At 67.2% G+C, this 16241-nt stretch carries 18 protein-coding genes; 11 read left to right on the top strand and 7 right to left on the bottom strand.

All coding sequences use genetic code 11. From position 1 onward, the window contains the following. Nucleotides 1-26: 26 nt before the first annotated feature. Nucleotides 27-383 (top strand): YciI family protein, encoded by a 357-nt coding sequence (locus tag G513_RS0114330; RefSeq protein WP_022977543.1) that lies wholly within the window; start codon nucleotides 27-29, stop codon nucleotides 381-383. Nucleotides 384-443: 60 nt separating this feature from the next. Here the strand turns inward: G513_RS0114330 and G513_RS0114335 are convergent, their stop codons facing one another. The 4 genes from G513_RS0114335 to G513_RS0114350 form a co-directional block, all read right to left on the bottom strand. Beyond that, nucleotides 444-1679, bottom strand: a complete 1236-nt coding sequence (locus tag G513_RS0114335) for a hypothetical protein (RefSeq protein ID WP_022977544.1) — start codon at nucleotides 1677-1679, stop codon at nucleotides 444-446. Between the two features lie 365 nt (nucleotides 1680-2044). Further along, nucleotides 2045-3169, bottom strand: a complete 1125-nt coding sequence (locus G513_RS0114340; protein WP_156891690.1) for a hypothetical protein — start codon at nucleotides 3167-3169, stop codon at nucleotides 2045-2047. Between the two features lie 276 nt (nucleotides 3170-3445). Beyond that, on the bottom strand, nucleotides 3446-4633 hold the full coding sequence (locus tag G513_RS0114345; protein ID WP_028475566.1) for a hydroxymethylglutaryl-CoA reductase: 1188 nt from the start codon (nucleotides 4631-4633) through the stop codon (nucleotides 3446-3448). A gap of 17 nt (nucleotides 4634-4650) precedes the next feature. Continuing rightward, nucleotides 4651-5136: a YajQ family cyclic di-GMP-binding protein gene (locus G513_RS0114350; protein ID WP_022977547.1), complete on the bottom strand. Its 486-nt coding sequence runs from the start codon at nucleotides 5134-5136 to the stop codon at nucleotides 4651-4653. 289 nt (nucleotides 5137-5425) lie between these two features. On the opposite strand from G513_RS0114350, the gene G513_RS0114355 reads away from it, so the two are divergent. Continuing rightward, complete coding sequence (locus G513_RS0114355; protein WP_028475567.1) at nucleotides 5426-6670, top strand: glycosyltransferase; 1245 nt, start codon at nucleotides 5426-5428, stop codon at nucleotides 6668-6670. Here G513_RS0114355 and G513_RS0114360 read toward each other — a convergent pair. Continuing rightward, nucleotides 6633-7319 (bottom strand): MerR family transcriptional regulator, encoded by a 687-nt coding sequence (locus tag G513_RS0114360; RefSeq protein WP_022977549.1) that lies wholly within the window; start codon nucleotides 7317-7319, stop codon nucleotides 6633-6635. The two genes, G513_RS0114355 and G513_RS0114360, sit on opposite strands and share 38 nt — an antisense overlap. Before the next feature lie 154 nt (nucleotides 7320-7473). Between G513_RS0114360 and G513_RS0114365 the strand changes: the two genes are divergently transcribed. The 9 genes from G513_RS0114365 to G513_RS0114405 all read left to right on the top strand — a co-directional run bounded on the left by G513_RS0114365 (nucleotide 7474) and on the right by G513_RS0114405 (nucleotide 14397). Further along, the gene (locus G513_RS0114365) at nucleotides 7474-8781 is read left to right on the top strand and encodes a cytochrome P450 (RefSeq protein WP_022977550.1); all 1308 of its coding nucleotides are present in this window, start codon (nucleotides 7474-7476) and stop codon (nucleotides 8779-8781) included. A gap of 14 nt (nucleotides 8782-8795) precedes the next feature. Then, on the top strand, nucleotides 8796-8978 hold the full coding sequence (locus G513_RS0114370; protein ID WP_028475568.1) for a rubredoxin: 183 nt from the start codon (nucleotides 8796-8798) through the stop codon (nucleotides 8976-8978). 42 nt (nucleotides 8979-9020) lie between these two features. Beyond that, nucleotides 9021-9434: a DUF4345 domain-containing protein gene (locus G513_RS0114375; RefSeq protein WP_156891692.1), complete on the top strand. Its 414-nt coding sequence runs from the start codon at nucleotides 9021-9023 to the stop codon at nucleotides 9432-9434. 232 nt (nucleotides 9435-9666) lie between these two features. Continuing rightward, the gene (locus G513_RS0114380) at nucleotides 9667-10878 is read left to right on the top strand and encodes an NHL repeat-containing protein (protein WP_022977553.1); all 1212 of its coding nucleotides are present in this window, start codon (nucleotides 9667-9669) and stop codon (nucleotides 10876-10878) included. An 11-nt stretch (nucleotides 10879-10889) separates the two neighbouring features. Beyond that, entirely contained in the window at nucleotides 10890-12152 is a 1263-nt protein-coding gene (locus tag G513_RS0114385) for a hypothetical protein (RefSeq protein WP_022977554.1), read from the top strand. Continuing rightward, nucleotides 12152-12676, top strand: coding sequence for a hypothetical protein (locus G513_RS0114390; protein ID WP_022977555.1), 525 nt, complete (start codon nucleotides 12152-12154; stop codon nucleotides 12674-12676). Before G513_RS0114385 ends, G513_RS0114390 begins: the two co-directional genes overlap by 1 nt. A gap of 82 nt (nucleotides 12677-12758) precedes the next feature. Further along, nucleotides 12759-13346, top strand: coding sequence for an RNA polymerase sigma factor (locus G513_RS0114395; RefSeq protein WP_022977556.1), 588 nt, complete (start codon nucleotides 12759-12761; stop codon nucleotides 13344-13346). Then, complete coding sequence (locus G513_RS25030; RefSeq protein WP_156891693.1) at nucleotides 13343-13828, top strand: hypothetical protein; 486 nt, start codon at nucleotides 13343-13345, stop codon at nucleotides 13826-13828. The genes G513_RS0114395 and G513_RS25030 overlap by 4 nt, the downstream gene beginning before the upstream one ends. Next, nucleotides 13825-14397, top strand: a complete 573-nt coding sequence (locus G513_RS0114405; protein ID WP_022977558.1) for a periplasmic heavy metal sensor — start codon at nucleotides 13825-13827, stop codon at nucleotides 14395-14397. Before G513_RS25030 ends, G513_RS0114405 begins: the two co-directional genes overlap by 4 nt. 17 nt (nucleotides 14398-14414) lie before the next feature. Here the strand turns inward: G513_RS0114405 and G513_RS0114410 are convergent, their stop codons facing one another. Beyond that, on the bottom strand, nucleotides 14415-15389 hold the full coding sequence (locus tag G513_RS0114410; RefSeq protein ID WP_022977559.1) for a fatty acid desaturase family protein: 975 nt from the start codon (nucleotides 15387-15389) through the stop codon (nucleotides 14415-14417). Then, a complete protein-coding gene (locus tag G513_RS0114415) occupies nucleotides 15386-16180 on the bottom strand; it encodes a crotonase/enoyl-CoA hydratase family protein (protein ID WP_022977560.1) in 795 nt (264 codons plus the stop codon). The genes G513_RS0114410 and G513_RS0114415 overlap by 4 nt, the downstream gene beginning before the upstream one ends. Nucleotides 16181-16241 lie beyond the last annotated feature (61 nt).

Below are 16241 nucleotides of genomic sequence, written 5' to 3' on the forward strand. Positions count from 1 at the left end.
TACTCCATCAGCGAAACAAGACCGCCATGTCCTACGCCCTGCTGATTCTCGAAGAACGAGCCCGCCGCGGTCGCCGTAGCCGCCAGGATGCGATGACCGAATACGACGCCATGCAGGGCTTCGGTGCCGGCCTTGCCGCGCGCGGCATTCTCAAGAGCGGCGAGGCGCTGAAGCCGGATGCCGAGGGCGTGCGGGTCAGTGCGCGCGGCGGCCGGGCGCTGGTGCTCGACGGGCCGTTCGCGGAATCGAAGGAAATGATCGGCGGCTTCTTCCTGCTCGATGTCGCCAGCCGTGCCGAAGCGATCGCCATCGCGGCCGAATGTCCGGCCACGGCCTGGGCGACGGTGGAAGTCCGCGAGATCGGCACCTGCCACGATCAGTAGAGCCAGCGCATAACGAAAAGAGGCCGCACAAGGCGGCCTCCTTTCACAGCAGCTCGGCGTTTAGCAGAGGCCGAGGAAGGCCAGCAGGCAGCCGCCGCCCGAACCGCCGGTGGTGCCACCCGTGGTCCCGCCGGTGGTTCCGCCCGGGAGACCCGGCAGGCCAGGAAGACCGGGCAGGCCGCCGCCGGTCAGCGGGGCGAGCAGCGAGCTCAGCAAGGTCTGCAGCGGGCCGGTGGCGGTGGCCAGCGGCGAGGTGCCGGCGCTGCCGGTCAGGCCGGTCGGCAGCAGCGAAGTCAGCTGGGTGACCAGGCCGGTCAGCGCAGCGAAGCCGGTGCCGCCCAGCGGGTTGGCCGGCAGCGGCGTGGTCGGGCTGGTGCCGAGGCCGCCAGTCAGGCTGGCGATCGCGGCCTGCAGCATGGCCACGACATCGGTCGGCGCACCGGCACCGGCTTCGCCCTGCAGCGAGCCGACCGGCAGCACCAGGGTCAGCACATCATTCAGCGCACCCTGGGCCAGCGTCTGGAAGGCACCGGCCAGCGCCGTCGGTGAACCGCCGGTGGCGGCGAGGTTGGTCAGCACCACCAGCTGGTCCAGCGAATTGCCGACCGTGACCAGGGTGCCGCCGACCACGGGAGCGGTCAGCGCATCCGCCGGCAGCTGGGCGAGGGCGGAGTCATAGGCGGTGGCGAGCTGGGCGACGATGGTCGCCAGCTGGGTGGCGCCGATCTGCGGGATCGTGCCGTTGGACGCGGCAGCGAGCTGCTGCATGGCGGCGGTCAGCACCGGCAGCAGGGCGTCGCCGATCGGGGCCAGCGGCGTGCCGGCCAGCGGATTGGTGGTGGGCACCGGCGTGCTGCCGGTGCTGCCGCCGAGGCAGGTCACCGAGCCGCTCAGCGAACCGAGCAGGCCGGACAGGTTGCCGACCAGCGCAGTCAGCGCGCCCTGGGCGGCAGCCGGCGCGGTGCTGACCAGGGTCGACGGCGAAGCCAGGCCGTTGGCGATGGCGTCGCCGATGTCGAGCAGGTTGCGGGTGACGATCGAGTTGCCACACAGCAGCACACCCTGCAGCGGCGTGCCGGCAGTGGCGGTGACCAGCGGCGCGATCACGGTATCGGTGACCGAGGTCTGCACGGTATCGAGCGGACCGGCGACCGCAGCCGGGGCCGGGGTCGTCGTGCCGCCCGGGGTGGAGCCGCCGCCGCCGGTGCCGGCATCGGTACCACCGCTGCCACCGCCGCCGCAGGCGGCGACCAGAACGGCAGCGATTGCGAGGGCGCAGCTGGTTTTCTTGAGCATGATTTTCTCCACACACCGGGGTTATAGGACGCTTCGTTTCGGCCGGAGCGCGGTGAGCGGCCCTCGGCGATGGACGGACTTTAGAAACCGCCTCTGTGGTCAAAATTGCCTAACCGATGGACGGCGACGAAAGCGCTGGCAAGCGGCCGACGGAGTTTCGTAGGCAGGGACAGGCGGTCGTCTGCGGGGGACGAACGTCATCGCGACTTGTCCTGCGCGCAAATGGTGCAGTGCGTGTCCGATTGCGTGCGGACGTTGACGCAAGCGGGTTGGTGTCGACTGCATTGCGGCTGATTGCGACGTACCGGATCGCAGGCAAAAAAAGAGGCCGCACCAGGCGGCCTCTTTTTACAGCTTGCGAAGGATCAGCAGAGGCCAAGGATGGCCAGCAGGCAGCCGCCACCGGTGATCGGCGCCAGCAGCGAGCCGAGCAGGGTCTGCAGCGGACCGGTGGCAGCGGCCAACGGCGTGGTGCCGGCGGTGCCGGCCAGGCCAGCCGGCAAGGCTGCGGTCAGCTGGCTGATGATGTCCGGCAGCACCGCGAAGCTGGTCGCGTCCAGCGGATTGGCCGGCAGCGTGGTGGTCGGATTGGCCGCGAGGCCACCGGTCAGCGAAGCCACAGCGGCCTGCAGGGTGGTGACCAGATTGGTCGAGGCACCGCTGCCGGCGCCGGCCTGCAGCACGCCGACTGGCAGCACCAGGGTCAGCAGGTCATCGAGCGAGCCGGTCGCCAGCGCCTGGAACGAAGCTGCCAGCACGTCCGGGGCGGCGCCGCTGGCGGCCTGGGTGGTCAGGGTTTCGAGACCGGCCAGCGAGTTGCCGATCGAGGTCAGCGTGCCACCGAGTATCGGCGCGGTCAGCGCTTCCGGCGGGATCTGGGTCAGCGCGCTGCTGTAGGCATCGGACAGCTGGGCGACGATGGTGGCCAGCTGGGTGGCGCCGATCTGCGGCGCGGTGCCGCTGGACGAAGCGGTGAGCTGCTGCGAGGCAGCGGTCAGTGCCGGCAGCAAGGCGTCGCCGATCGGTGCCAGCGGCGTGCCGGCCAGCGGATTGGTGGTCGGCACCGGGATGTCGCCGGCGCTGCCGCCGAAGCAGGTGGTGGCACCGGTCAGCGAGCCGAGCAGGCCGGACAGGTTGCCGACCAGCGCAGTCAGAGCGCCTTGCGCCGCTGCCGGGGCGGTGCTGACCAGCGTCGACGGCGACATCAGGCCGTTGGCGTAGGCATCGGCGATGTCGAGCACGTTGCGGGTGACGATCGAATTGCCGCAGGCCAGGACGCCCTGCAGCGGCGTGCCGACGGTGGCTTCCACCAGCGGCGCGAACACCGAGTTGGCCACTGCGTCCTGCGCCGGATCCAGCGGACCGGCGACGGCCGGCGCGGTGCTCGGCGTGCTGCCTGGGGCAGTCGAATCGTTGCCGCCACCACCGCCGCCGCAGGCAACCAGCGTGATCGTGGCAAAGGCGAGGACGTAGCGGGTCTTGTTGAGCATGTTGGTCTCCACGGTGTTGCGATCGGGATGCTGCCGTTCCTGCCGTTACAGCCCCTGAGGCGCACGGCGGTGAACGGACTGTAGAAACCCGGTCGGCGGCAAAAATGGAGTACCGATGGACGGCAGCGAAGCCGCCTGCCGGCGGCCTAAATCGGTGCACGCGCAGAGACCAGCGGTAGCGCGAGACAGATGAACGACAGCGCCGTGCGGCGCTGCGCGCAAATGGTGCAGTGCGTGCTCGAAGCCGTAACGCGGCTGCCGCGTCCGGCAAAAGACTCAGGGCCGGTTGCGGCCCAGCTGGTCGTGGCTCGATACCCAGTCGCCGGCCAGGATCGCGCTGCTCAAGCTGGTTTCGCCGGCGAGCACGGTCGCCGCGCAAATCTCGGCGAACTTGTCGGCACCGCCCTGGCCGTAGCAGCCGAGCATCTCCAGGCATTCACGCTGGGTCGCCAGGCCCGTGCCGCCGCCGTAGGTCGCGCAGATCAGCGAGGTCAGGGTGATCGACCAGTAGTAGTCACCGTTGTCGAGCAGCTGGCAGTAGGTGATCGCCGCATGCGATTCGGCGACGTTGGCCACGTCCTGCCCGGTGGCGATGAACAGCGCGGTGATGCCGTTCGCCGAATGCGCGGCATTGTTCGACGAGCCGGCCATGAAGGCGCCGGCCTGAGAAATTTGCCGGGCATGGAACAGCTGCTTGCCGGTGACGCCCATCAAGGGCTTCAGCACCGAGTCCTTGAGCACGATCTCGGCGACCACGCGCTTGCCGCGGGTCAGCAGCGTGTTGATCTGCGAGTGCTTCTTGTCGGTGTCGATGTTGCCGGACAGGATGAAGTTCGGATGATCCGGATGCTCGCTCTGGATCCACTGGCAGGCGGCCAGGGTCGCCTTGCCGACCATGTTCTGACCGGCCGCGTCACCGGTCGAATAGTTGAAGCGCAGATAGCGCAGATTGCCGAGCGCGTACTGGCCGATGTATTGCAGCTTGCCGACGCGGGTTGTCGCTTCCGCCACGGCGCGAATGGCATCGAGATGCGTCTCGATCCATTCGCCGAAAACCCGCGCTGCCAGCGCATCCTCGAACATGAAGACCGGGGAGCGCTGCATGTGCTGCTCGACCACCGTGGTCTTCACGCCGCCGCATTCGCTGAGCAGCCGCATGCCACGGTTGTAGCTCGCCACCAGCGTGCCTTCGGTGGTCGCCATCGGAATGTAGAAATCACCGCGCGCGTGCTCGCCGTTGATGCGCAGCGGCCCGGCGATGCCGATCGGCACCTGGGCAACGCCAGCGAAGTTCTCGATATTGCCGGGCAGCACGCCGGGATCGAACGAGTAATGGCCGACGTGGTTCAGGGCCGCGCCGGTCTGCTGCTCGACGAAGCTGCGCCGCGCCGCCGCAATCTCGGCGCTGTAGTCGTTGGCCTTGTCGCGCGGAACTTTCGCGGGCGGATTCTGATGGTTGGACATGGGCGGGCTCGGCTCCATCAGTCGCGAAAATTCTCGAACTGCAGCGGCACTTCCAGCTCGGCCTTCTTCAGGAAGGCGATCGTGGTCTGCAGGTCGTCGCGCTTCTTGCCGTTGATGCGCAGCTTCTCGCCCTGGATCTGGCAGTCCACCTTCAGCTTGGCTTCCTTGATCTTGGCGATGATCTTCTTCGCCTGCAGCTGTTCGATGCCCTGCTTGATGGTGATCTTGCGGCGGGCACCGGCGAGGTTGGTTTCGACATCGCCCAGCTCGATGCAGCGCAGATCGATATGCCGGCCGGCGAGGCGCAGGCGAAGCATCTCCAGCAGCTGGTCGAGCTGGTACTCGGTCGGCGCGAACTGGGTGATGACGTTGTCGTCCTCCTGCTCGAAGCGGGCATCGGTGCCGCGCAGGTCATAACGGTTGCCCAGATCACGCCGCGCCTGATCGATGGCATTGGTCAGCTCGTGCTTGTCGACTTCCGAGATCACATCGAAGGAAGGCATGGGGGCTCCGGTAGGGCGGTGGGAAGGTGTGGCTGCAGACGAGCGGACTGGAAGCTCGAAGGACACTGCGATCAGATCAAGCGTCTCGTCAGCATGAGATCACGCTGAACCTGGTCGAAGCGTCTGCTGGCTGGCCGTGGCGGACGATCGATGGGAAGGAGATGAATCGCTCCTTTGCACGTCCTGGCACTTTCAGATTATCGCTGACCCCGGGGCTTGCGGGAAGGCCCGGGGCCTGTTGCAGCATCGCCGGCTCTCGCCAGAAATGGCGGCCGACAGGAGCGATGAAATGCGCGTTTTGTTATCGACGTATGGATCACGCGGCGATGTCCAGCCGATGGCGGCGCTGGCGGTGGCGCTGCAGGCGCACGGTGTCGACGTGCAGCTGTGCGCGCCGCCGGATCAGGAATTCGTGGCGCTGCTCGACCGTGCCGGCCTGCCGCTGGTGCCGGCCTTCTCGTCGGTGCGCGAATGGGTGGCGATGGCGAGGCGTGCGGCGCTCGGTCTTCCCCGGCTCGCGGCGATCATGGTCGCCGCCCAGTTCGAGGTGATGGCCGCGGCAGCCGACGGCTGCGATGCGATCGTGGCGACCGGTCTGTTCCCGTCCGTGGCCGCTGCGCAAGCGGTGGCCGAAACGCGGGGTATCCGCTACGTGTTCGCAAGCTTCTGCCCGCTCCTGCTGCCATCGCCGCACCACCCGCCGTTCGAGTATCCCGGCCAGCCGCATCCGCCGGGCGTCGCCGACAACCGGGCGTTGTGGGCGTTCAATGTCCAGGCGAAGAACGCGCTGTTCGGCGAGGCGGTCAACAGCCATCGCGCCGCGATCGGATTGCCGCCGCTCGACAATGTCCGCGACCAGGTCTTCACGCATCGTCCGTGGCTGGCGTCGGATCCGGTCCTCAGCCCCTGGCGGGCGAGCGACCTCGTCGATGCCGTGCAGACCGGTGCCTGGATCCTGCCCGACCAACGCCCGCTGCCGTCCGAGCTGCAGGCCTTCCTCGAGGCCGGCACGCCGCCGGTCTGCGTCGGCTTCGGCAGCATGCCGATGAGCGCGTCGAAGGACACCGCCCAGGTGGCCATCGAAGCGATCCGCGCGCAAGGCCGCCGCGTGCTTCTTCTGCGCGGCTGGGCCGATCTGGCGCTGATCGACGATCGGGATGACTGCTTCATCACCGGCGAGGTCAACCAGCAGGCGCTGTTCGGCCGAGTGTCCGCCGTCGTCCATCACGGTGGCGCGGGCACGACGACGGCGGCCGCGCAGGCAGGCGCGCCGCAGATAATCGTCCCGCAGGTGGTGGATCAGCCCTTCTGGGCTGGAAGGGTGGCCGAGCTGGGCATCGGCGCGGCCCATGATGGCGCCATACCAAGCTTCGATTCGCTATCGGCCGCGCTCCGAATGGCGCTGACGCCCGAGACTGGCGAACGAGCGGCAGCCGTGGCCGGCACGATCCGCAGCGATGGCGCGACGGTGGCCGCGAAGCTACTGCTCGATGACCTCAGCCGCGCTTGCGAAGATCATCGAGCACGGTCTTGATCCGGATCAGGCTGAAGAAGCTGAGCAGATGGGTCAGCGCCGCCTGGGCCATGTCGGCGGCCGGATCTTCATGGCGCTGGCCGCTGAGGTGGGCGAGGAAGATTTTCAGCTCTTCATGGGCTAGGGCCTGGGCGGCCTCGACGTGCAGCTTGCAGACCTCGGGCGTGAAGCCCAGCGCCTCGGTGAAGCCGGCGGCGCGCATGTCACCCCAGAGGCTGACCAGCTGCGCGTCGATGCGGCTCAGGTAGAAACCGTCTCGGCGCCTGATGCGTTTGATCGCGCCGATCTTCTCCAGCCGCCGGATGTCGTCGCCCGCCTTCGGATGGCGTGTCTGCACCGTCGCCAGCGGCAACAGCGCTTCGTCGATGCCGGCCCGGGCGGCGATCAGGCTGTCGAGCTGCGAGAACTGGCTGGCGTCGCTCGGCATCGCGCTGGCATCGCCGTCGACCGCGCGCTTGATCCGCCGCAATGGCAGGCGCTTGTCCTTCTGCAATTGGCGGATCGCGAAGATGCCGCGCACATGTTCCTCGCCGTAGTCGGCGACATTGGCCTTCGGCCGCAGCGGGTCCGGCAGCAGGCCGTGGCGCAGGTAGACGCGGATGGTTTCGCGATTGACGCCGGTGCGGCGCTCCAGCTCGCGCATCTTCATTAGGAGCATCCGGAAAAATGCGTATTCAATATACGCAAAATTGCGTGTGTGAAACCGGCGCGTTAACGTCGCTGCGCGGTTCGGGACTGCTTCTGCAGAAGGCAGCCGGAAACCGTTCCGACGCCGCCTGGCGTCCAGACAATGGAGGAGAACCATGTCGAACGCACCGATCATTCCGGTCGAGCTGATTGCGCCCGCTTTCAATCCCGCCACCTTCGGCATCCGCGGCGCGCCGCATGCGCTGTTCACGCGGCTGCGCAAGGACTATCCGCTGGCGATCGCCGAAGTGCCGGGCTATGACCCGCACTGGATCGTCACCAAGTACGACGACATCCGCGAGATCACCCGGCAGGACCACATCTTCCACAGCGCCGATCGCTCGAAGACGCTGGCTTCAAAGATCGCCGAGCAGCTGATGCGCCAGTACTCCGGCGGCCTGCCGACGATCTTCAAGACGCTGGTGCACATGGACGATCCGGAGCACGCCGAGCATCGCGCCGTGACCCAGCCGCATTTCTATCCGCAGGCGATCGCCAAGGTCGAGCCGATGGTGCGGGACATGGCGCGCAGCTACATCACCGCGTTCCTGGCCAAGGGCGCACAGAACGACAACACCGGCGACTTCGCTACCGAGTTGGCATTCCCGTATCCAGCCGAGGTGGTGCTGACCCTGATCGGCGTGCCGAAGCAGGATCACAGGAAGATGCTCGATCTGACCCACTGGCTGTTCTGCTACGCCGATCCGGACCTGTGCCGGCCGGGCGCGAACATCACCGACCCGGCCGAGATCATCAAGACCTGGGACATCGTCTACAACGAGTTCAAGGCCTATTACGAATCGATGATCGCCGAGCGCCAGCAGTGCCCGGTCGACGATCTGACCTCGGCGATCGCCAACGGCAAGATCGGCGGCTGCCCGATGACCGAGCGCAACATGATCAGCTACCTGGTGATCGCCTCCACCGCCGGCCACGACACCACCTCGGCAACCACCGCCACCGGCATGTGGGTGCTCGCCGAAAACCCGGACCTGCTGCAGCGGTTGAAGGCCGATCCGGCGCTGATCCCCGGTTTCGTCGAGGAAACCATCCGCTGGACCAGCCCGGTGCAGCAGTTCATCCGCTCGGCCACCGAGGACTACACGCTGCGCGGCCAGCAGATCAAGAAAGGCGATCTGCTGTACCTGTCGTACATCTCCGGCAACCGCGACGAGGACGTGTTCAAGGACCCGTTCACCTTCGATCCGGCTCGCTCGCCGAATCGCCACGTCGGCTTCGGCTACGGGCCGCACATCTGCCTCGGCCAGCATCTGGCCCGGCTGGAAATGAAGGTGCTCTGGGAAGAACTGATTCCGCGCCTGGCGTCGGTGAGCATGGCGGGCGAGGGCCGGATGACCGAATCCGAATTCGTCACCGGGCCGAAGTCGGTGCCGATCCGCTACACGCTCGAAACCACGCACTGAGGATGCCGCGATGACTGCCACTCAACAAGCCGTATCGCAAGTTCCAGTGCGTGCTCTGCGGCGAAATCTACGACGAAGCGCTGGGCGTGCCGGAGTTCGACATCGCGCCGGGCACGCGCTGGGAAGACGTGCCCGAGGACTGGCTGTGCATGGCCTGCGGCGCACCGAAATCCGAGTACGTGCTGCTCGAAGACTGAGTGGCGCATCATCCGGATCCCGATGCTGACTGGAGCAAGCTGATGAAGGCTTTTCGCGTTGTCGTACGTGCACTCGCCGTGCTGGCGCTGCTCACCGGCGCAGTCGATGTACTGATCGGCCTGCCGGGCCAGCAGAAGATCGGCGCGGCTCTGGCCGAGGGTTACACCGATCCCTTGCTGAACAGCCAGCTGCGCTACCTCGGCGCCGTCTGGTTCGGCTTCGGCGTGCTGCTCTGGCATTGCCTGGGCGATCTGCCGAAGTACGCCAGCATCGTTCGCGGCGCTTTCATCATCGTGTTCATCGGTGGGCTGGGGCGCGTGGCCTCGGTGTTCCAGTTCGGCTTTCCGCCGTCCGACCTCGGCCGCAACTTCGTGATCCTCGCCACCGCGATCGAGATTGTCGGCATGCCGGTGTTGCTGGTGTGGATGCGGAGCTTGTTGCCGCGTACCACCTGAAAAACAGTTCCGTCATGCCCGCGAAGGCGGGCATCCAGTCTGGGCCGTAGCGCGTCGTATCAGAACCGGATTCCCGCCTGCGCGGGAATGACAGAAATTCGCTTCAGAAAAACTTCGCAAAGCAGCGACGGAATCCCCACGCAGCCCCGTTGAAGGTTCACAGGCCAGAGCCAGACCCAATGCCGGGCTGGCTCTGGCCGTTCCCTCGTGAACCTTCATGGAGTTGCCTCGCATGCCTCTGCCTTCGCTGCGTCTGCTGGATCGTCGTCGTCCTTCGTCGTACCTGCGGCCGCTGCTGAGCGTGGTGCTCGGCGCCACCCTGGCCGCCTGCGGTGGCGGTGGCAGCAGCAGTGACGATCTGGAACTGATCAGCGCCACCAACGTCATCGGCCAGGCCGATTACGTGTCGGGCAGCGCCAACCGCGCCACCAGCGTCTCGGCGCTCGGTCTGGCCCAGCCGCTCGGCGGCATCGCCACCGACGGCACCAACTTCTTCATCGCCGACTACGGCAATCACCGCGTGCTCGGCTACGCCAGCGTGCCGGGCCCGACGACGCCGGCGCTGTTCGTGCTCGGCCAGGAATCGTTCACCGGCAATCTGCCCGGCACCGGGCCGACGCGGCTGGCGCTGCCGGCCAGCGTGTCGATCGTCGATGGTCGCCTGATCGTCGCCGATGCCGGCAACAATCGCGTGCTGATCTGGAACACGCTGCCGGTCGGCAATGTCGCGCCTGACGTGGTTGTCGGGCAGCTCGATCTGAACACCGATGATCCCGGTACGGCGGCGGACAAGCTGTCGTTTCCGGTCGCCGCGACGATCGCCAACAACCGCCTGATCGTCTCCGATCAGGACAACAACCGGGTGCTGATCTGGAACACCGTGCCGACCGCCAACGGCACGCCAGCCGATGTCGTGCTCGGCCAGACCGATTTCACCGGCAGCAGCGCCCGCGACGAGGAAGACGGCCTGACCACGCCGTCCGGCATCTGGAGTGATGGCTTCCGCCTGCTGGTCGCCGATTCGGGCAACAACCGCGTGATGCTGTGGACGCAGCTGCCGCGCACCAGCGGTGCCGATGCCAGCTTCGTGATCGGCCAGAGCGATTTCTCGCGGATCACCGCCGGCGTTGGCCAGGGCTCGCTGCGCACGCCGTCCGGCGTCGCTTCCGATGGCACCCGGATCTGGATCGCCGACTCCGGTAACAACCGCGTGCTGGAATTCGACGCCTTCCCGATCGCCAGCGGCGCGCTGGCCACCGACATCTACGGCCAGGATCGCGACAGCTTCACCAACCGCACGCCGAACGACGACAACCAGGACGCGGTCACCGACAGCACGCCGAGCGCGCGCACCCTGTCCTCGCCGACCGGCGTCAGCGTGTTCGCCAACACCCTGTACGTGGTCGATCGCAACAACCATCGGGTTCTGGCGTTCCCTGGTTGATGACTGGGCTCATGCGATCCCAGTATTGGAGGTGGCTGCTGGCGGCGTCCGCCGGCCTGCTGACGGCCTGCGGCGGCGCATCGCTCGACGTCGGCACCGGCACGGGGCCGACCGGGCTGTACATCGCCTATGGCGTGCGCAGCAGCGCGTTCGAGATTCCCGAATGCCTGGCGACGCAGGCGACGGCGATCCTGCAGTTCGGCGGTGATGAATCGAGCAATGGCGATTTCACCAGTCGCGTGGTCTGGCACTCGAACGCGCCGGATATTCTCTACGTGGCCGATGGCATCAACGCCGGCCCGGACGGCATCCTGCTGGCGGCCGGCACGCTCGTCGGCCTGAAGCCCGGGCAGGCGCAGCTGTCGGCGACCTTCTCGAGCTTCACCGCCACCGCCAGCGTCGAGATTCGCGCGCTGGACAGCGCCCGCATCGATCCGCAGCTGACCGACATCACCGAACGTCTGGCCCAGCCGTTCCATCTGCTGCTGCGGCCGACTGCCGAAAGCCCCGAGCAGGACGAAACCAGTTCGGTGGTGTGGTCGTTCGCGCGGCCGACGGCGAGTGCGGCGGTAGAGTCGACCACCGGCATCGTCACCGCGAACTCGGCGAGCAGCGATGCCATCGAACTGCGCGCCCGGCTGCTCGGCTGCGGCCGCGAATACGGCCTGCCGTTGCGGGTCTCGACGCCACGCAATCTGAGAGTCGATTACGAACAGGGCAGCGAACTGCGTCTGCCAGTGGGCTACAGCGAAGCGCTGAGCGTCTACGCCGAGTTCGCGACCGAGGGCAGCATCGCCCAGAACCTCAGCACCCTGGTCGAGATCGACGGGCTCGACGACGATCGCCTGAGCATCACGCCCGGCACCGACGCGCTGTACGTGCAGGCGCTGGACACGATCGCCGATACCGGTTTCACGCTGCGGCTCCCGGATCGCAGCCTGAGCGTCGCCAGCAAGCGTTGGCAGACCACCGACGCCGAACTGCTGAGCTTTGTCCTGAGCCCGGATACGCTGAACGTGATCTATCCAGCCACCGGCCAGTTCACAGCGGTGGGTCTGTTCGATGACGGCGTCAGCCGGCCGGTGAGCCGGCACGTGGCCTGGAGCAGCGATGACACGGCGGTGGTGTTCGCCACCGGCCTGGTCGACGACGCGGGCAAGGTCACCGTGCCGAATTCCGAGGTGACCACCACGGTCACCGCGACGATCGCCGCCGCGGTCGACGACGCCAGCGAATTCGCCGTGCTGCGCGGCTATCCGGCCGGGACCAAGTGATGCGCGCCACGCTCACCCTGATGCTGAGCTTGCTGCTGCTCGGCGGCTGCCAGCGTCACACGAGCCTGGACCTGTCGCTGAGCGTGCAGGGCAGCCTTGCCGAAAGTCACTTGCTGGTGCGGCCGGTCGCCGTCGAACTGCTCGATCCCTATGGCCGGCTGCATCGGCTGCGGCTGCGCGATGCGGCCCAGATCGATCTGTCTGCGCCGCAGGCTCGGAGCGCGCCCTTGCATCTGGCGCTGCGCGGCCGCGTTCAGCCGGGCCACTATGTCGGCCTGCGTCTGGTGTTTGCCGACAGTGCCTGGCTGGAGGCGGCGAACGGCTCGCGCCAGCCGCTGAAGGTCGATGCTCGCGGGCCGTTCGCACCGCTCGATGTCCAGCTGTCCGCGCGTGGCCGGCAGCGGCTGACGGCGCAGATCGATCTGCCGGCGTCGGTGCCGCCGCGAGGCGTGTTTCACGAGCGGTCGAGCTTCCTGCCGGTGCTGAGCGTGTCGACCGAGCAGTCGTCCGCCGACAGTCGATGATCCGACGATGGCGAACTGTGCCACCGGTTTCGAGGTCTGCCTTCAGAGGCCGGAGCCCCGGTCCTCCTTGCAGCCCGCATCGATGATGGCCCTGTTATCGCCCCCAGCCTTTGATGATGCGGATCTCGCCGATGTCGTGCTGGCCGGCGCGGGCGATCGGCTGGCGTTCGCAAGAATCGTCGGCCGCAATATCGATGCGCTGATCCGCTTCGCCGAGCGCATGCTCGGCAGTCGCGCCGAAGCCGAAGACGTTGTCCAGGACGTCTTCCTGCGCGCCTGGAAGCAGACCGCGAACTGGCGCAGCGGCGAAGCCCGGTTCTCCACCTGGCTGCATCGGGTGGCGATGACCCGCTGCATCGACCGCGTTCGTGGCCGCCGCGAAACTTCGCTGGACGACATCTCGCTGCTGGCGTCGTCCGATATGCCGCCCGATCACGGCCTGCAGCAGCAGTCCGTGGCACAGCGCGTGCAGCTGGCGCTGGCCGGTCTCGCCGAGCGCCAGCGGGCGGCGGTTATCCTGTGCCACTACGAGGAGATGACCAACATCGAAGCCGCAGCCACCCTGGAGATTTCCGTCGATGCGCTGGAGTCGCTGCTGGCTCGCGGCCGCCGCGCGCTGCGTGCGGCCCTGTTGCCGGAGCGCCAGTCGCTGATCGGAGATCTGACATGAGCTCTGCCATGAACCTGGAACGATTTGCCGTCATCGTCGACGCCTATGGCGCTGACCCGTGCCGTTGGCCGGCGGCCGAGCGCGATGCTGCGCAGCGCTTCGCCGCCAGCGATGCGCAGGCCGCCGTGCTGCTCGCCGACGCGCTGGCGCTCGATGCCAGTCTCGACGCCTTGCCGATTCCCGAACCCGCAGGTGCGGCGCTGCGCCGTACAGCGATGCCGTTGCCGATCTCGGTCCGCCCCGCTATCCATTCGGGACGCTGGCAGGAACTGCTGGCCCTGCTCGGTGGCTGGCGTCTGGCACTGCCGGCGATGGCCGTGGCGCTGATCGTCGGCGTCAACGTCGGCTCGCATGCCGATCTCGGCAACTGGACTGCAAACGCGGCAACCCAGACTCAAACGGCGAGCGCCAGCAGCAACACGCTGGCCGCCCCCGGCTTCGCCGAATCCCTGATGCTTGATCTGGAGAGCAGCACGCCATGACCTCCGCCATGAACGGCGACCCGCCGCGCAAGCGCAACAACTGGCTGATTGCCTCGGTCGCCCTGAATCTGTTTCTGCTCGGCGGCATTGCCGGTGCCGTGCTGCTCGGCCCGCCGCGCGGGCCATTCGGCGAGCGCGGCTTTCCACCGGAAGGCTTCGGCCCGGCCCGGATGCTGTCGCCCGCCGGCCGCGAACAGCTGCACAAGCTGCATCAGGAAGATCGGGAAACGCTACGGCCGCAACTCGAGGCGCTGCACAGCGCGCGGATGGCGATGACCAGCGCTTTCGGCTCCGAGCCGTTCGATCGCGCGGCCTTCGACGTCGCTCAGAAGCAGATGGAAACCGCCGAGCAGGGCCTCGCCACGGCCATGGGTCAACGGGTGATCAGGCTGGCGGAAACACTGTCGGCCGACGACCGCAAGGCCTTCGCGAAAGCAATGGGCCGCTTGCCGATGGGGCCGCCTGGCATGGCCGGTGGCGGACCGCCCGGCATCGGCGGCGGCGAGTTCAGGCTACGCGGGCCGATGTCGCCAGACGCACCGGATATGCCGCCACCGCCAAGAGACTGAGCCCGCCGTTCCCGAAGCTAGATCGCCGTCGCCCGCTTCAGCACATCGATCATGCCGCTGGCCTGATTGGCCGGCGGAATCACGCCATCGCGGATCAGCACCGCGTGCAGCTTCGGCAGATTCCAGTGCGGCGCCGACGGCATCAGATGATGCTCGAGGTGGTAGTGCTCGTGATGCGGCGCGAACAGCAGCTTCTCGAGCCAGTTTGCCGACGTGCTGCGCGCATGCAGCAGCGGATCGGTGGAATCCGGATCGTGCACGGCGGCGTGATCGGCAAGCACCCGGATGCGCATGGTCAGCGGGAATGGAATGACGAAAGCCAGCACCCATAGCGCATACAGCCAGCCGTGGCCGAGCGCGTACAACGGTGCCCAGATCGCCAGCTGCCAGGCGATCGACCCCGCGCCGCCGTTGGCGATGAAGCGCTTGAAATAATCGGCGAAGCGCTGCGGCCGCTCGTAGGCCAGCTTTTCGACGATGCCGTTCTGCTGGAACTTCCAGTAGCCCGAACTCATGCCGATGATGCCGATCAGGAACTTGATGCCACTCTGCCCGGACAGATCGCGCAGCAGCTTGCGGCGCAGATTCGCGCGGCTGACCGGATAGCGATCGACCATCACCCGATCCGGGTCATCCGGCGTGCCGGCCAGCCGGTGATGAGCCATGTGATAGGCGCGGTACATCGGCATGTTGTTGAAGTTCGGCAGCGCGCACAGATACTGGCCGATCCAGTCGTTGAGCCTGGCATTGGCGAACAGCGAGCGATGCGCGGTCTCGTGAGTCAGGATCGCCAGGCCGACATGGACGCCGCAGAGCATCAGGGTCGAGATCAGCCAGGTCAGCGGATGCGGCCAGGCGATGCTGATGGCGAACGCGGCGATCAGCAGGCCGTAATCCTTGGCGACCGACAGCGCGCCGCGCCCGTTCGAGCGCGCCTTGAACTGCTCGCGCAGTGCTGGATCGAGCACATAGCTTCGGGTGGCGGTGGTCATTTCGCAGTCTCGTCAGTAAAGGTTCCATGACGGCCGCTGCCGGCGCTGAAGCGCGCGGCACCAGCCAGGGTTTCGCCGGAGCGCAGGGTTGCCAGGCCAAAACCGAATTCCTGCGCCAGCGCATCGGCCTCGCTCAACTCGCTCTGGGCCAGTGCGCTGCTGCGATCACCGCGCATGCAGGCCTGCGGAAACGCGGCGATCTGCAGGGCCAGCGCCTCGGCGGCGGCGAGCGCGGTACCGGTCGGCACGACGCGATTGGCCAGGCCGATCGCCAGCGCTTCGTCGGCAGCCACGGCGCGGCCGGTGAGGATCAGATCGAGCGCCCGGCTCTGGCCGATCAGGCGCGGCAGGCGCACGGTGCCGCCATCGATCAGCGGTACGCCGAAGCGGCGGCAGAACACGCCGAACACGGCGGTCTCGGCAGCCACCCGCAGATCGCACCAGATCGCCAGTTCCAGCCCGCCAGCAACGGCATGACCTTCGACAGCAGCGATCACCGGCTTCGACAAGCGCATGCGCGTCGGGCCCATCGGTCCGTCACCGTCGACAGTGATCTGATTCGCTCGCGCCGAATCGCCCGAAGCAACGGCCTTCAGATCAGCGCCGGCGCAGAAATGACCGCTGGCGCCGGTGAGGATCGCCACGCTCAGCTCGGCGTCGGCATCGAAGTCACGGAAGGCTGCGGCGAGCGCGTTGGCGGTTGGCCGGTCGACGCAGTTGCGCACTTCCGGCCGATCGATGGTGACGATCAGCAGCGGCGGGCGGCGTTCGAGATGGACGGTGGCTTTCATATCGTTACAAAAATAGTCGTAAACCGACAATATCTGTAATGATCGCGATCTGCAATCCTTG

The sequence above is a fragment of the Nevskia ramosa DSM 11499 genome, from assembly GCF_000420645.1.
In the GTDB taxonomy this organism is placed as follows: Bacteria; Pseudomonadota; Gammaproteobacteria; order Nevskiales; family Nevskiaceae; genus Nevskia; species Nevskia ramosa.

Coding starts and splice junctions, on each gene's coding strand:
- G513_RS0114390 (WP_022977555.1), top strand. CDS start 12,152: ATGCGCGCCACGCTCACCCTGATGCTGAGCTTGCTGCTGCTCGGCGGC.
- G513_RS0114395 (WP_022977556.1), top strand. CDS start 12,759: ATGATGGCCCTGTTATCGCCCCCAGCCTTTGATGATGCGGATCTCGCC.
- G513_RS0114375 (WP_156891692.1), top strand. CDS start 9,021: ATGAAGGCTTTTCGCGTTGTCGTACGTGCACTCGCCGTGCTGGCGCTG.
- G513_RS0114365 (WP_022977550.1), top strand. CDS start 7,474: ATGTCGAACGCACCGATCATTCCGGTCGAGCTGATTGCGCCCGCTTTC.
- G513_RS25030 (WP_156891693.1), top strand. CDS start 13,343: ATGAGCTCTGCCATGAACCTGGAACGATTTGCCGTCATCGTCGACGCC.
- G513_RS0114335 (WP_022977544.1), bottom strand. CDS start 1,679: ATGCTCAAGAAAACCAGCTGCGCCCTCGCAATCGCTGCCGTTCTGGTC.
- G513_RS0114330 (WP_022977543.1), top strand. CDS start 27: ATGTCCTACGCCCTGCTGATTCTCGAAGAACGAGCCCGCCGCGGTCGC.
- G513_RS0114410 (WP_022977559.1), bottom strand. CDS start 15,389: ATGACCACCGCCACCCGAAGCTATGTGCTCGATCCAGCACTGCGCGAG.
- G513_RS0114345 (WP_028475566.1), bottom strand. CDS start 4,633: ATGTCCAACCATCAGAATCCGCCCGCGAAAGTTCCGCGCGACAAGGCC.
- G513_RS0114340 (WP_156891690.1), bottom strand. CDS start 3,169: ATGCTCAACAAGACCCGCTACGTCCTCGCCTTTGCCACGATCACGCTG.
- G513_RS0114405 (WP_022977558.1), top strand. CDS start 13,825: ATGACCTCCGCCATGAACGGCGACCCGCCGCGCAAGCGCAACAACTGG.
- G513_RS0114350 (WP_022977547.1), bottom strand. CDS start 5,136: ATGCCTTCCTTCGATGTGATCTCGGAAGTCGACAAGCACGAGCTGACC.
- G513_RS0114415 (WP_022977560.1), bottom strand. CDS start 16,180: ATGAAAGCCACCGTCCATCTCGAACGCCGCCCGCCGCTGCTGATCGTC.
- G513_RS0114360 (WP_022977549.1), bottom strand. CDS start 7,319: ATGAAGATGCGCGAGCTGGAGCGCCGCACCGGCGTCAATCGCGAAACC.
- G513_RS0114380 (WP_022977553.1), top strand. CDS start 9,667: ATGCCTCTGCCTTCGCTGCGTCTGCTGGATCGTCGTCGTCCTTCGTCG.
- G513_RS0114385 (WP_022977554.1), top strand. CDS start 10,890: ATGCGATCCCAGTATTGGAGGTGGCTGCTGGCGGCGTCCGCCGGCCTG.
- G513_RS0114355 (WP_028475567.1), top strand. CDS start 5,426: ATGCGCGTTTTGTTATCGACGTATGGATCACGCGGCGATGTCCAGCCG.